Source organism: Aurantiacibacter hainanensis (assembly GCF_036321025.1).
Classification (GTDB): domain Bacteria; phylum Pseudomonadota; class Alphaproteobacteria; order Sphingomonadales; family Sphingomonadaceae; genus Alteraurantiacibacter; species Alteraurantiacibacter hainanensis.
In genome coordinates this window covers 860715-873717 of record NZ_JAZAPB010000001.1, presented here as the reverse complement: position 1 = coordinate 873717, position 13003 = coordinate 860715, and the positions used below count along the sequence as shown (strand labels likewise).

General features: G+C 64.2%; 13 protein-coding genes. 7 read left to right on the top strand and 6 right to left on the bottom strand.

Annotated features, from left to right (window positions below):
* Positions 1-40: 40 nt before the first annotated feature.
* The 5 genes from AAA989_RS04290 (at position 41) to AAA989_RS04270 (ending at position 5380) form a co-directional block, all read left to right on the top strand.
* Positions 41-1501, top strand: coding sequence for a cytochrome ubiquinol oxidase subunit I (locus AAA989_RS04290; RefSeq protein ID WP_338241365.1), 1461 nt, complete (start codon positions 41-43; stop codon positions 1499-1501).
* Positions 1498-2511, top strand: coding sequence for a cytochrome d ubiquinol oxidase subunit II (cydB, locus tag AAA989_RS04285; RefSeq protein ID WP_338241362.1), 1014 nt, complete (start codon positions 1498-1500; stop codon positions 2509-2511). Before AAA989_RS04290 ends, cydB begins: the two co-directional genes overlap by 4 nt.
* A gap of 40 nt (positions 2512-2551) precedes the next feature.
* On the top strand, positions 2552-2671 hold the full coding sequence (locus tag AAA989_RS04280) for a DUF2474 domain-containing protein (protein WP_338241361.1): 120 nt from the start codon (positions 2552-2554) through the stop codon (positions 2669-2671).
* Between the two features lie 137 nt (positions 2672-2808).
* Positions 2809-3666 carry an LOG family protein gene (locus tag AAA989_RS04275; protein WP_338242177.1) on the top strand — a complete coding sequence of 286 codons (858 nt, stop codon included), beginning with the start codon at positions 2809-2811 and terminating at the stop codon, positions 3664-3666.
* A 319-nt stretch (positions 3667-3985) separates the two neighbouring features.
* On the top strand, positions 3986-5380 hold the full coding sequence (locus tag AAA989_RS04270) for a choice-of-anchor tandem repeat GloVer-containing protein (protein WP_338241359.1): 1395 nt from the start codon (positions 3986-3988) through the stop codon (positions 5378-5380).
* 99 nt (positions 5381-5479) lie between these two features.
* On the opposite strand, the gene thiD is transcribed toward AAA989_RS04270, so the two are convergent.
* Positions 5480-6232: a bifunctional hydroxymethylpyrimidine kinase/phosphomethylpyrimidine kinase gene (gene thiD / locus AAA989_RS04265; RefSeq protein WP_338241358.1), complete on the bottom strand. Its 753-nt coding sequence runs from the start codon at positions 6230-6232 to the stop codon at positions 5480-5482.
* A 4-nt stretch (positions 6233-6236) separates the two neighbouring features.
* Positions 6237-7574, bottom strand: coding sequence for a phosphoglucosamine mutase (gene glmM, locus AAA989_RS04260; protein WP_338241357.1), 1338 nt, complete (start codon positions 7572-7574; stop codon positions 6237-6239).
* Positions 7575-7747: 173 nt separating this feature from the next.
* Between glmM and AAA989_RS04255 the strand changes: the two genes are divergently transcribed.
* Complete coding sequence (locus AAA989_RS04255) at positions 7748-8359, top strand: superoxide dismutase (RefSeq protein WP_338241356.1); 612 nt, start codon at positions 7748-7750, stop codon at positions 8357-8359.
* 79 nt (positions 8360-8438) lie between these two features.
* On the opposite strand, the gene AAA989_RS04250 is transcribed toward AAA989_RS04255, so the two are convergent.
* The 4 genes from AAA989_RS04250 to AAA989_RS04235 form a co-directional block, all read right to left on the bottom strand.
* Positions 8439-8939: a hypothetical protein gene (locus AAA989_RS04250; RefSeq protein ID WP_338241355.1), complete on the bottom strand. Its 501-nt coding sequence runs from the start codon at positions 8937-8939 to the stop codon at positions 8439-8441.
* A gap of 70 nt (positions 8940-9009) precedes the next feature.
* The gene (locus AAA989_RS04245) at positions 9010-10107 is read right to left on the bottom strand and encodes an AI-2E family transporter (protein ID WP_338241354.1); all 1098 of its coding nucleotides are present in this window, start codon (positions 10105-10107) and stop codon (positions 9010-9012) included.
* Between the two features lie 123 nt (positions 10108-10230).
* Positions 10231-10866 (bottom strand): sigma-70 family RNA polymerase sigma factor, encoded by a 636-nt coding sequence (locus tag AAA989_RS04240; protein ID WP_338241352.1) that lies wholly within the window; start codon positions 10864-10866, stop codon positions 10231-10233.
* The gene (locus tag AAA989_RS04235; RefSeq protein ID WP_338241351.1) at positions 10863-11069 is read right to left on the bottom strand and encodes a NepR family anti-sigma factor; all 207 of its coding nucleotides are present in this window, start codon (positions 11067-11069) and stop codon (positions 10863-10865) included. Before AAA989_RS04235 ends, AAA989_RS04240 begins: the two co-directional genes overlap by 4 nt.
* Positions 11070-11335: 266 nt before the next feature.
* On the opposite strand from AAA989_RS04235, the gene AAA989_RS04230 reads away from it, so the two are divergent.
* A complete protein-coding gene (locus tag AAA989_RS04230; protein ID WP_338241350.1) occupies positions 11336-12970 on the top strand; it encodes a CHASE domain-containing protein in 1635 nt (544 codons plus the stop codon).
* The last annotated feature ends 33 nt before the right edge of the window (positions 12971-13003 follow it).

The following is a 13003-nucleotide window of genomic DNA, read 5'->3' as shown; positions in this document are numbered from 1 at the left end:
TCCAATGGTTGCACAACGCGCAACCGGGTAAGGGATCTACATGTTCGACGGCCTAGACGCACTGCTTCTCGCCCGGATCCAGTTTGCCTTCACGGTAAGCTTTCACTTCTTCTTTCCCGCCTTCAGCATCGGACTGGCAAGCTATCTGGCCGTGCTGGAAGGCCTGTGGCTGAAGACCGAGAACCACGTCTATCTCGACCTGTTCAAGTACTGGATAAAGATCTTTGCCATCACCTTTGCCATGGGCGTCGTCTCGGGCATCGTGATGAGCTACCAGTTCGGCACCAACTGGTCGGTCTTTTCCGACCTGGCAGGTCCGGTGATCGGGCCGCTGATGGCCTACGAGGTGCTGACGGCCTTCTTCCTCGAGGCTGGCTTCCTCGGCGTGATGCTGTTCGGCATGAACAAGGTGGGCAAGAAGCTGCACTTCGCCGCCACGCTGATGGTGGCCCTGGGCACCTTCGTCTCGGCCTTCTGGATTCTCTCGGTGAACAGCTGGATGCAGACCCCCGTCGGTTTCGAGATGGGCGCGAACGGACAATACCTTCCGGGCGAGAGCTGGATGGCGATCGTCTTCAATCCCAGCTTTCCCTACCGGCTGGTCCACACGGTGCTGGCGGCCTATCTCACCACCGCGTTCGTGGTGGGCGGTGTCGGCGCCTGGCACCTGCTGAAAGACCGCGCGAACGTGCACGCGCGCAAGATGTTCTCCATGGCCATGTGGATGGCCGCCATCGTCGCGCCGATCCAGATCGTGGCGGGCGACATGCACGGCCTCAACACCATGGAGCACCAGCCGCAGAAGGTGATGGCCATGGAAGGGCATTACCAGAGCTATCCCGACGGCGCGCCGCTCTACGTCTTCGGCATTCCCAATGACGAGGAGCAGCGGCTGGACTACGCCGTGGGCATCCCCAAGCTTTCCAGCATGATCCTGAAGCACGAATGGGATGCCCCCATCGAAGGGCTGGATACCGTGCCCGATGAAGATCAGCCGCCGGTCTTCCTCGTCTTCTGGGCCTTCCGCATCATGATCGCGATCGGCCTTGGCATGATGGCCGTGGGGGTCTGGAGCCTGTTCGCGCGCTGGCGCGGCAAGCTGTACGACTGGACATGGCTGCACCGCGCCGCGCTGGTGATGGGGCCGTCGGGTTTCCTCGCCGTGCTGTGCGGCTGGATCACCACCGAAGTCGGCCGCCAGCCCTATGTCATCTACGGCCTGCTGCGCACCGCCGATGCCGCCAGCCCGCTCGACGCGCCCGCCGTGGGGGCATCGCTGCTGGCCTTCGTGGTGGTCTACTTCGCCGTCTTCGGGGCGGGCGTGTGGTACATCCTGCACCTGATGCGAAAGGCCCCGCATACCGGCGAGCTGGGCGCGAAGCGCGGCGACAAGGGGCCGATCCGCACGGCCGGCATCACGCCGGGTCCGACGCAGGATCCCACCGACGCCACGACCCGCGATCTCTCCGGCACCAAGCATGAACCGGAGGAAGCGCCATGACACCGGATATCAACGTGGACCTCACCACCATCTGGGCCTTCATCATCGCCTTCGCCGTGTTCGCCTACGTGGTGATGGACGGGTTCGATCTCGGCATCGGCATCCTCTTTCCCACTTTCGCGCCGGGGCGCGAGCGGGACCGGGCGATGAATTCCATCGCGCCGGTGTGGGACGGCAACGAGACCTGGCTGGTGCTGGGCGGCGGCGGCCTGTTCGCCGCTTTCCCGCTGGCCTACGCGGTGATCTTGCCCGCCACCTATCCGCTGATCATCGCCATGCTGCTGGGCCTGGTGTTTCGCGGCGTGGCCTTCGAATACCGCTGGCGCGATCCCTCGCACCGCGCGTTCTGGGACGGCGCCTTCACCGGCGGTTCGCTGGTCTCGGCCATGGCGCAGGGCATGATCCTGGGCGCCCTGCTGCAGGGGATAGAGGTGGACGGCCGCGCCTATGCCGGCAGCTGGTGGGACTGGCTGACGCCGTACACGCTGCTGACGGGCCTCGGCACGGTGGCCGGCTACGCCCTGCTGGGGAGCACCTGGCTGATCTGGAAGCTGGACGGCGAGGGGCAGGCCCATGCCCGCAGGCTGGCCAAGCGCGCCGCGCTGGCGACGCTGGCGCTGATGGGCGCCGTCAGCCTCTACAACCTCGCGCTGCGGCCCGAATATGCCGAGCGCTGGCTGAGCGCGCCGGAAATCTACCTTGCCGCGCCGGTGCCCATCGTCACGGCGATCGTCGCCGTCTCCATGCTGCGGGCCGTGGCGAAGGAACGCAATTCGAAGCCGTTCTGGCTGGCGCTGCTGCTGTTCTTCTTCGGCATGGCAGGGCTGGGCTTCACCATCTGGCCCAATGTCGTTCCGCCCGATGTCACCATCTGGGATGCGGCCGCGCCCGAGCGCAGCCAGGTGTTCATGCTGGTGGGCGTGGCGATAACCATGCCGCTGATCATCGCCTACACCGCCTGGGCCTACTGGGTGTTCCGCGGGAAGGTGGACGATGAAGGATACCACTAGGGCGCTCAGCCGGCGAAGCGGCAGCGCGAGAAGAGGATACATGTCCGAAGAACCCGGCCCCCTGTGGAAGCGACTGGCTTGGATGGCGGCGATCTGGGTGGCCAGCGTGGCCGTGCTGGGCGCGGTCGCCTGGGTGCTGCGGCTGTGGATCGCGCCCTGACATTTCGCGCCTTTCAATCGTCATGGTGACGCACTAGGTGCGGTGGCCCAGTCCTGCGCAAGAGGGAGAGCAGCGTGGCCGACCAGCCCGACAATCCGGATCACGACCTGAAGGACCACAAGTTCTACCACGCCGACATGGAGGCAGGCTTCGCCGACTCCATCGACAACGAGACCCCGCAGACCCGCCACCCGGCCTATCGCCTGGCCTTCCGCGACGAGGATTTCCTGCTGCGCGAGGAACTGCGCCCGGTGCGCTTCCAGCTGGAATTGCTCAAGCCCACCATGGTGCTAGACGAGGCGCGCGTCGGCTCCACGCTGGTGATGTACGGCTCGGCCCGCATACCTCCGCCGGAATCGACGGAGCTGGCGCTGGAAGAGGCAAACAACCTGCCCGAGGACGAGGCGCTGATCGTACGCAACCTGGCGAAAAAGGCGAAATATTACGCCGAGGCCTATCGCCTGGCGCGCATGGTGAGCGAGAAGGCGATCGTCGAGGACGGCAAGCGGCAGTTCGTCGTGTGCTCGGGCGGTGGCCCCTCGATCATGGAGGCCGCCAATCGCGGGGCGAGCGATGCGGGCGCGGAGAGCATCGGCCTCAACATCGTGCTGCCCCATGAACAGGCGCCCAATCCCTACGTCACTCCCTACCTGTCGCTGAACTTCCACTACTTCGCGCTGCGCAAGATGCACTTCCTGATCCGCGCACGGGCCGTGGCGGTATTTCCCGGCGGCTTCGGCACGATGGACGAGATGTTCGAGCTGCTCACCCTGATCCAGACCGGCAAGATGAAGCCGGTTCCGGTGCTGCTGTTCGGCAAGGAGTTCTGGAACCGCGTGGTGAATTTCGAGGCGATTGCCGAGGAAGGCACGATCTCGAAAAAGGATCTCGACCTCATCACCTGGTGCGAAACCGCCGAGGAAGGCTGGGACGCGATCCGCAGATTCTACTGCCTAAAGGACAATGGCGCGGCGGGGATGAACTGCGAGGATTGAGAGGGCGGGAGCGAAGACCGGCTTGCGACCCGATGTGGACGTTCCGTCGCATCCTCCCTTCCTGCAATTTTCTTACGGTGTGCCATATGGAAGTTGCCTGACGTCGCCTGCAAGCGGGCTTGCGTTAGAGACCAGCCGCAGAAACCGTTCTTTGCCCTGGAAACCCCACGCCTTGCTCCGCGCACGCTTGGCGTAGGTCAACCAGTGCCGCCCCCTCAAGCACAAGATCTCTTATGCCCCTTTGATACCTTATGCTTTCTTTACAGACGCATAATTCTGCTTAGAAGCGATGGGCAGGCCGGTCTCGGGGGGTATATCGATGAAGTTGTCGCGGGCGATCTTGGCAACCGCACTAACTGCGGCCCTTGCAGGTTGCGGGGGTGAAGGGAATTCGTCGCCTCCACCTGTTGTCGGTTCTCCGGCTCCGGCGCCAACACCATCACCGACACCAACTCCTTCCCCCACACCTTCGCCGCCCAGCGCCGAGATCACGTTCCTGCATGTCTTCGGGATTGAGGAAACCGACGGTGCCGAGCCGTCCGATCCTCTTGTTCAGGCGTCGGACGGTAACTTCTACGGTGTGACGCCTTCGGGCGGCGCCAACCGTTGCAATGATGGGAAGCAATCCTGCGGCACTCTTTACCGAATGACGCCCGGCGGCGACGTAACCATCCTTCATCACTTTTCGCAGGCACCCCATGATGGCTGGTGGCCCCATGGTGCTCTGATCCAGGCCAGCGACGGCGCCCTGTACGGAGCGACCATCAGCGGAGGCACCTATAATCGCGGGACGATTTATCGGGTCACGCTGTCAGGTACATTCACCGTGCTGCACTCGTTTGGCGAACCAGGTTCACAAGGCAATCGCCCCCACGGGCGTTTGCTCGAAGCCAGCGACGGCAATTTCTATGGCGCGACTATCGGGGGCGGAACCAGCGATTGCGGGCAGTATGGGGAGGATTGCGGAACGATATTCAAGCTGACCCCAGCAGGTCAGCATTCTGTGATTTATGAATTCGGGGTTGATCCGGCAAACGGAGTAGTACCCAACGGTTCCCTGACGGAAGGAAGCGATGGCAGCCTGTATGGTACAACGAGGGTTGCAGGAAACGACGCTTGCAGCGCTTTCGAGCAAATTGCCGGCTGCGGAACACTTTTCAGGCTGACCAAGTCAGGACAGATTTCGACACTCCATACGTTCTCCGGTGAACCGGACGATGGCGCTGTTCCATACGGACCGGTTTCGATCGGGCCGGATGGAGCAATGTATGGCACCACCTACTTCGGTGGAGGGGGCGTTTGCCTCGCTTGGGCCAGTTGCGGGACGGTATTCAGATTGGACGGGGAAGGCGATCTGGAAATAATTCATGCTTTTGCAGTTCCTGGTGAAGATGGCACCGGGACGCAAGACGAAGGCTACCACCCCATGCCATATCTGACGGTTGGTTCCGATGGCAATCTATACGGAACCACCGAGTCCGGGGGCCTCCTTGCAACTGAGCGGACCGGGGTGATTTTCAGGATGACCACCGGCGGGGATCTGACTGTGTTGTACAGGTTTGGCTTGCTGAGCGAGGAGCCGTCATACCCGGCAGGTGGAGTCGTCCAGGGCTCAGATGGCGCATTTTACGGCACGACTTTCTACAATGGAAAACTTGGCGCTGTGGGCCCACGCGCCGGTCAGGGGGCCGCGTACAGGTTGACCGTCGAATGACTGTCGGTCCGCGTCACATCGGCTTCCAGCCACAAGTAGAAGCTGCGTTTATTAAACCTCGCTAGCCCCTCACCCTCGGCACATGCCGAGACCTCGCGCTCACCGCACCGCCTGGTGCCCCAGCGGTCCGTTGCCGAAGCCGAAGCCGGGTGCGCTTTTCAGCGCCTCGCGCACGAACAGGCGGGCATCGGCGATCGCCTGCTGAAGGTCGAGTCCGTGGCCGAGGTTGGTGGCAATCGCGCTGGACAGGGTGCAGCCCGTGCCGTGGGTGTGCTTGGTGACGATGCGCGCGTCGCTCCACACGGTGTCCTCCATGCCGGGGCGCACCAGGCGATCCTCCACCATCGGCCCGTCTGCGTCGCCGCCCTTGGCGAGGTATGCCACGCCGCGATCCGCCATGCCGGAAGCACCGCCGAGCGCTTCGAGTTCGGGGACGTTGGGCGTCGTCAGCGTGGCGATCTCCATCAGCCACTCGAACACTTCCACCGTCGCCTCGTCCGCCAGCACGCTGCCGCTGGTGGCGACCATCACGGGATCGAAGACGATGGGCTTTCCCAGGTCTTCCAGCCGGTCCGCCACCACCTCGGCGATGTCGGGGCTGCCCAGCATGCCGATCTTCACCGCGTCGGCACCGATATCCTCCAGGCAGGCGTCGATCTGCGCGGCCACCATGTCGGGCGAAAGCGCCTCCACCGCGCGCACCCCGCGGGTGTTCTGTGCCGTGATGGCGGTGATCGCGGTCATGGCATAGCCGCCCAGCATGGTGACGGTCTTGATGTCCGCCTGTATCCCCGCGCCGCCCGAGCTGTCGGACCCTGCGATGACGAGGATGCGGGGCGGGCGGCCAGTCAAGGTGTCAGACCGCCTCGCGCACCGCGTCGCACACCGAATCGACCACGCGTTCCACATGGGCCTCGTCGTCGCCCTCCGCCATCACGCGGATCAGCGGCTCGGTGCCGGACTTGCGGATAACCAGACGGCCCTTGCCGTCGAGATCGGACTTGGCCGCCTCGATGGCATCCTTCACGCCCTGCTGTTCCAGCGGATCCCCGCCGTCGTAGCGCACGTTCTTCAGCAGCTGCGGCACGGGATCGAACAGGTGCAGCATCTCGCTGGCGGGCCTGCCGGAGCGGACCAGTTCGGCCAGCACCTGCAGCGCGGCCACGGTGCCATCGCCGGTGGTGGCATGGTCGAGCAGGATCACGTGGCCCGACTGCTCTCCGCCGACATTGTAGCCCCCCGATTTCATCGCTCCCAGCACGTAGCGGTCGCCCACCTTCGTGCGCACCAGGTCCAGCCCCTTGCCGGCAAGGAAACGCTCGAGGCCGAGGTTGGACATGACGGTGGCCACCACGCCGCCGCCCTTCAGGCGACCGTCGTTCGCCCAGCGGCTGCCGATCAGGGCCATGATCTGGTCGCCGTCGACCTTGTGGCCCTTCTCGTCGATCACGATCAGGCGGTCGGCATCGCCATCCAGCGCGATGCCCAGGTCCGCGCCTTCCTCCACCACGCGCCGCTGGATCGCGTCGAGGTGGGTGGAGCCGACGCCGTCGTTGATGTTGAGGCCGTTGGGCTGCACGCCCATGGCCACCACTTCCGCGCCCAGTTCCCAGATGGCCGTTGGCGTCACGTCGTAGGCGGCACCGTGGGCGCAATCGATCACGATCTTCAGGCCGTCGAGGCGGCAGTCTTCCGGGAAAGACTGCTTCACCGCGTGGATGTAGCGCCCGCGTGCGTCGTCGATCCGCCGGGCGCGGCCGATGGCATCGCCCTCGGCAAGCGTCTGCTCGCTGGCCATGCCCGCCTCGATCGCTTCCTCGTCCTCGTCGGACAGCTTGAAGCCGTCGGGGCCGAACAGCTTGATGCCGTTGTCGTCGTAGGGATTGTGGCTGGCGGAGATCATCACGCCGATGTCGGCGCGCATCTCGCGCGTCAGCAGGGCTACGGCGGGGGTGGGGAGAGGGCCGGTCATGATCACGTCCATCCCCACGCTGGTGAAGCCCGCCACCAGGGCATTTTCCATCATGTAGCCCGACAGGCGCGTGTCCTTGCCGATCACCACGCGGTGCCGGTGATCGCCGCGCAGGAAGTGCTGCCCGGCGGCCTGCCCCACCTTCATGGCGGTGGCGGCGTTCAGTTTCTTGCCGTTGGCCCGGCCGCGAATGCCGTCGGTGCCGAAATAGGATCGTCCCATGGTGCCCTTCGTGAACTTGGAGGTCTTTCACTTCGCCATGCCGTCATTCGTCCCTCTTGTCACGGGGGGAGCGCATGGGCAGATAGGCCCCGGATTTCTCGTGCGGGACATGCAACGACCGCCCGTCTCGCGCGTTGGGGACACGACAAGCCGATCAACAGGAGAACGAAAGAATGGCATTTTCCCTCACTCCGCTGCCCTTTGACAAGGAAGCGATTGCGCCGGCGATCACCGCCGAGACGTTCGACTATCACCACGGCAAGCACCACCAGGCCTATGTCGACAAGACCAACAAGGCCATCGAGGGCACCGCTCACGACGGCAAGTCGCTGATCGAGGTGATCTCCGCCGCTCGCGGAAGCGACCAGGGCCTGTTCAACAACGCCGCCCAGACGTGGAACCACGGTTTCTACTGGCATTCGCTCACCCCTTCGACCAGCGGCCCCTCGGGCGATCTTGCCAGCAAGATCGACGAAGCCTTCGGCTCGCTCGACAAGCTGAAGGATGAACTGAAGTCCAAGGGCGCGGGCCACTTCGCCAGCGGCTGGGTATGGCTGGCCGAGAAGGGCGGAAAGCTCTCCGTCGAGGACAGCCACGATGCCGACACGCTCGCCGACAGCGACTTCAACCCGCTGCTGGTGATCGACCTGTGGGAGCACGCCTACTACCTCGACCACCAGAACGCGCGCCCGAGCTATCTCGACGCGGTGGTTGACGGGCACCTCAACTGGGATTTCGCCGCAGACAACCTGTCGCGCGGCAGCACCTGGTCCTACCCCGGCTGATCGATCGCCGATCTAAGCAAGAAAAAGGGCGCCTTCCGCATCTGGAGGGCGCCCTTTTCGCTGTCCTGCACGCGCAGCGTCAGCTCAGGCCGCTGGTGTCCTCGCAGCTTTCGAAAACGCGTTCGATCGCCTCTCGCGCACCGCTCACGTTGAACGTGATGTTGAATGGTTGCGTGTCTTCGGGGTCGAAGCGGATTTCCAGGTTCTCCGCGTCCACCATCTGTTCGAGGAAGGGCATCAGGTTCCGGTCGCGCCGCGTGTTCAGCGCCATCACCGAGCTCTCGTAGTACCGCCAGCGCACTTCCTCGCGGTTGCCGCCGTCGAACTCGAGCCACAGCGAGCGCACCTGAGGGCGGGTAGTGGATGGACGAAGCTCCTGGGGCGAAACAATCACGGCGAAGACGCTGTTGTCTCCGGTCTCGTCGCATTTGAGGATAAGCTGACCGCCTTCCGGCGAGGTGAGCCCCGCCTGCAGCGGCGCTCCGTCGGTTTCGAAATACCCCCACGCAGAACCGCTCTGCGCCTGTGCCGCCCCGGCAACGGCAACAACTGCGGTCGCCGTCACAAGTCCAATTCGCATCTGTCCCCTCCCATTCTGAACAAATCCGCATGGAGGATAAGACAAACACGCAACGCGCGCAAATCGCGGACTAATCCTCTTGGCTCAATTCGAGCACGCTTGTCTCGAACAGGGGTTCGCCAAAGAGGAAGCCGACAAAGTTGGGTCTGCCGAGGTGATCCACCAGGGCGGTGAGGGTGAGCAGGATGGGAACCGAAAGCAGCGCCCCCGTAACGCCCCAGATCCAGCCGAAATAGGAAAGCGCCAGCAGGATGAGCACGGGGTTCATCGTGAACCGCGCTCCGAGCACGGTCGGGGTGATGACATTGGCCTCGACAGTGTGCAGCGCGAGATATGCCGCGGCAGGGATCAGCCCCACCAGCAAGGTGTCCGCAGATCCTATCCCGAACAGGCCCAGGGCCACCACCATGATGAGCGGACCGATATAGGGAATGAAGTTGAGCAGCGCGGCGAGACCACCCCACATGATCGGGGCTTCCAGTCCCATCACCCATGCGCCCAGGGCCACTACCACGCCGACGCCGGTGTTGATCAGGCCGACAGTGAGGATGTAGGCCGCCACCCGGTCCTGCACCTCGCGAATGGCGCGCGCGGCCTTCAGGCTGGCGCCCACCTGCTGGCGTTCCAGCAGCAGTCGGCGACGCAGGCGGATGCGCGCCTCGATCATGAAGAAGGCCAGCAGGAACGTCAGCAGCACCTCCAGCAGCACGGTGGGCGTGGCGAAGGCCAGCTGTTCCAGCACCGTGGGCCCAGCCAGAACGACCTGCTGGTTCTGGTCGCCCCCCGTCAGGGCCGCCATCTGCTTGTTGAGATCCTCGATCCAGGCGAAGGTCATTTGCATGTCGGAGAAGTGTTTTCCGACCTGTTCGGCCATCGCCGGCACCTGGTCGTATAGCGATACGGCCGGGCCGAGCACGGCCGAGAAGGCGAGGGCGAGGACGGCAAAGAAGACGAGCAGCGCCAGGATCGACGCGAGGAAATTAGGCAGCCAGGTGGCCAGCTTATCGGCCAGCGGGGAGAGGATGATCGTCAGGATCAGGGCGGCCACCAGCGGCAGGAATACGACCGAGCCGATGGAGAGCACGAAGGGCAGGGCCAGGAACAGGCCAATCGCCAGCAGTACGACCAGCGAGGAAATCAGGCGCAGTTCCTGCGCGGCGAAAGTCATGGACCGCCGCCGGCCGTCGCGTGTCCTTTCCCTGTCCCCCTCGCCGCTCATCGCTTGGTGCGTCTTTCTGCAATGGCAAAGCGCGCAGCATGTCGCCTCGCGCGGATGCGATCAAGCGGCGCGCTACTTGCTGCTCGCCGCGGCCTCGCCGCGACCCGCGGCCACTTCGTCCAGCTCTTCCAGAATGGCGCGATGAGCGGAGGGATCGTGCAGATCGCGATCCGGGATGTCGCCGTCCTCCATCATGCTGGTAAGCGCGGCGCGGGCACGGCCGACACGGCTCTTGATCGTTCCCACAGCACAGCCGCAGATATTCGCCGCTTCCTCGTACGAGAAACCGCCGGCACCGACCAGCAACAGCGCCTCGCGCCGTTCGGGCGGCAGCGTCAGCAGCGCACGGTGGAGATCGGAAAGGTGCAGTGGCTCTTCCTGTCCGGCGGGTGCCGTCAGGATGCGTTCGGCAACGGTCTCGTCGTATTCGCCGCGGAAGCGGTTGCGACGCATGTCGGTGAGATAGGCGTTGCGAAGGATCACGAAGGTCCAGGCCCGCATGGATGTGCCGGGTTCGAAGCGCTCCTGCGCCGCCCATGCCTTCAGCAGGGCTTCCTGCACCAGGTCGTCGGCCATGTCGGGGCGACCGCACAGGCCGCGCGCAAACGCGCGCAGGTGCGGAACGACCTCGGTCAGTTCACGCTTGAAGGCACGCTTGTCTTCGGCGCTGCGCTCGGGCAGCTCTCGCTTGCTCTTGTCCTTGCTCATTTGCCCTCGTCTTGGTCGAGCTTCGAGAGCAGATCCTTGAAAGAATCGGGCAGTGGCTCTTCTACAACAGAGTTATACAGCTTTTTCAGCCCCCCGGCCCATTCCGGACCCTTGGGATCGGCTTTTTCCCCGTCTTTCAGACCTTTGGGCGGCCCGTTTTCGCCTTTGGACGATGACATAAACTCAAAATTTCCCGTCGCCATTGCAGATCTCCGCTCCTGCGATCCTCTTGATTTGCCGAAGCAGGTGATCCCGGTGTGTGTACGTTACGTGTGGTTGCGGAACGAAACGGGTCGCTTCCGGTTCCCCGCATAGGAAATGAGTCTGTAGAACCCTTTGCCTTTCAGTCGATCCCCGGCATAGACCGCGGTGACGCTGCCGGGCTGGCGGGTCGATCATCCCTTTCTGGGTTCGAGGAGTGGAATTGCAGCAGCAGGGCGGCCGAAGGAGCAGGACGAAGCGCTGGCTGATGCGTTTTCCGCGGGCGATGCCGCTTGGCATTTTCGTCCTGATCGCGGCCATCACCATCCTTTCGATCTTCGCGATCGAGCGCGGCGAGAACGAACGCCGGGCCGCGCAGATCAATGCGCGCGCCACGGCCATCGCGTCCGCACTCGAACGGCGCGCCAACGCCAGCAGCGCATACCTGCGCGCCGGTGCCGCGCTGCTTTCCACGATGAACGACATTCCGGCGGACGATTTCCGCCGCTTCGTTTCCGAGCTGCGCCTCGATGCAGACTACCGCGGCGCCGAAGGCATCGGCTGGGCGCAGGTCGTCAGGCCGTCGGAAGTCGCGGAATTCGAGGAGCTGCTCGCAGAAGGCAGCCCGATAGAGGCGCAGCTCTATCCGCCCCTCGGCGGGGGGCAGCCCTTTGCCGTGGCCGTCACCTATCTCCAGCCCGACACGGAGCGTAATCGCCGGGCCCTGGGCTACGACATGTATTCCGACCCCGCTCGGCGCGCGGCGATGGTGGAGGCCGAGCGCACGTCTCGCCCGACGGCGACCGACAGCATCGTTCTTCGCCAGGAGGGGGATGGAGAGGCACCCGGATTCCTCATCTACATGCCGGTGTTCGAGGCGGGCGCGGGCGGACGTACCCTGAAAGGGTTCATCTATTCGCCCTTCAATGCGGAGGACTTCCTGCAAAGCGCCCTGGAACTGGAAGACGCCGGTTCCTACGGCGTCCGCCTCTACGATGACGAAAGCGGCGAAGGCGAATTGCTGGCATCGACGTTCGATGGCGACGTTGCCAACCGTGAAACGGCGAGCAGGGCGGTGACGATCGCCAACAATCCCTGGCGGCTGGCGGTAAGCATTGTCGAGGAGCCGGGGCTGTCGGGCCTGTCCATGGCAACGCTGATCTTCGGCCTGATGGTGGCCAGCCTGCTGATGCTGCTCGTGCGCATGCTGACGCAGCAGGCGCAGGAGGATGAAAGCGCCCTTGCCTGGTTCGAGGAGCAGGCTTCGATCCGCAATTCGCTGACGCGCGAGCTGAACCACCGCGTGAAGAACACGCTTGCGAACGTGCTTTCCATCATCGCGCTGACGCGGCGCCGCGCCGATAACGTGCAGGATTTCGCCACCGGGCTCGATGGCCGCATCCGTGCGCTTTCGGCGACGCACGATCTGCTTACCCAGTCCGACTGGGGCTCGACGCCTGTTCGCTCGGTAATCGACGCTGAACTGCTGCCCTATGCCCACAACGACGATCATGCGGTCGAACTGCTGGGCCCCGAAGTGGAGCTGGCGCCCAACGATGCCCTATCGCTGGGCCTGGCGGTGCACGAACTGGCAACCAACGCCGCCAAGTACGGCGCGCTCAGCCAGCCCGGCGGCAAGGTGAGCGTGCACTGGCGACTGGTGTCGGAAGAACTCGTCAGGGTGGAATGGCTTGAGCGGGGTGGCCCGCCGGTCGCGCAGGAGCGATCGCGCGGATTCGGTACCGACCTGATCGAGCGCATCGTGGCCCACGAACTGCGCCACCCGGTGGAACTGGATTTCGATCCCGAGGGCGTGCGCTGCGTGTTGCTGATACCGGTTCGCCGGCCCAGCGAATTCATGATCCGCGCCAATCGCAACCAGCCGAAGCCGCAAGAGACTTGACCACAGCAACCGATGTGGACGGCGGAATCGGGC